The organism is Streptomyces sp. NPDC111802 (assembly GCF_055634335.1).
In genome coordinates this window covers 1-1,224 of record NZ_JBVKCZ010000235.1, presented here as the reverse complement: position 1 = coordinate 1,224, position 1,224 = coordinate 1, and the positions used below count along the sequence as shown (strand labels likewise).

At 67.9% G+C, this 1,224-nt stretch carries 1 protein-coding gene; it reads right to left on the bottom strand.

From position 1 onward, the window contains the following. Positions 1–738: 738 nt before the first annotated feature. The gene (locus tag ACZ7NC_RS45710) at positions 739–933 is read right to left on the bottom strand and encodes a DUF1918 domain-containing protein (protein WP_471498344.1); all 195 of its coding nucleotides are present in this window, start codon (positions 931–933) and stop codon (positions 739–741) included. Between the last annotated feature and the right edge of the window lie 291 nt (positions 934–1,224).

The following is a 1,224-nucleotide window of genomic DNA, read 5'->3' as shown; positions in this document are numbered from 1 at the left end:
ACAAGACGAAGCTCCTCAAGCGCCAGACCTACGGACGGGCCGGCTTCGCCCTCCTCCGCCAGCGCATCCTGCTCAACTGACCTTCGGGCCAACAGGACGATCACCCGCTACGAAAATCAGGGCAGAGCCTAGCCGTTGACAGCCCCGTACGGAGATCTGCTCCGAGTGCCAGCAGCGCCCGGAGCCCGACGGGGCTCACGGTGACCATGACCAGGTCGTACCGCCGAGTGTAAAACAGGGGCTGAAGCGCTCTCCCCCTCCATGCCTCTCACTGACATCCGCTCAAGCCAGCCGAAGCAGGGCAGGCACCATAAGCCCGCCGGTACATACCGCCCGGACAGCTAAAGCACCATCCGAGCGCAGCCGCCGCCGGCCCGAGGAGCCGCCCGGCCAGCGGCGACTGCGCAGCACGGGGACCACACCAAACGCTCCCTCATCGACACAGGGCCCCGCACACAAACCGTCCACCCTCCGGCCAGACCAGGGCCCACATGTGAGACGACCCCGACCGGGACACAACAGCCGGCAGGACAGCGGGAAAAGAACCGGACCATTACCGTGCAATCCCCGGCCCCTGTCCAACCCGAAAGCCTAGAGCCAAGCCCCGGCCCGGCGACAGGGCGCATCCCGGGCGCACACAGCGGAACCCCCGCGCACCCAGCACCCCCGTGACCAGCAAACCCATCAGACCCTAGCTTCAGACCCCCAAGCCACCAGGAGGGGAAGGCGAACAGCTGTCTACCCGTCGGTGCGGAAGGGACGGACGACCGTACCCGGACCAGGAGACATCACCGTCTCGTGCCCATCCTCGAAACGGACCCGGTACGGGGGACCCCCATCCGAGCCAAGCACCTCTACCACCTCAGCGCTGCGATCACGCTGACCCACGATCCGGCCGTGAATAACAAGCCGGTCTCCCACACTGGCTCGCACACTGTCCCCTCTCCATCGGACTCTCTCTCCTGCTCTACCCAGCCGAACCATCCGACCATCCTCTTCCCCCCGCCTCGCCGGCACCGGCACCGAGATAGCGCCACGCGGCGCGGGCCCCTTTCGCGTGCCCGGATCCGCGGCCACCGCCGTACACGGGATCACGGACGCCGACGTACAGCACGCACCGGCTGGGACGGTTGGCAGACAACAAACGTCGCGAGAAACGACGGGCGGGGTCCTCGCGTTGGAGGGGCTGCGCGAGGCCCCCGCACCACGGCGGCCGCCGCTGAC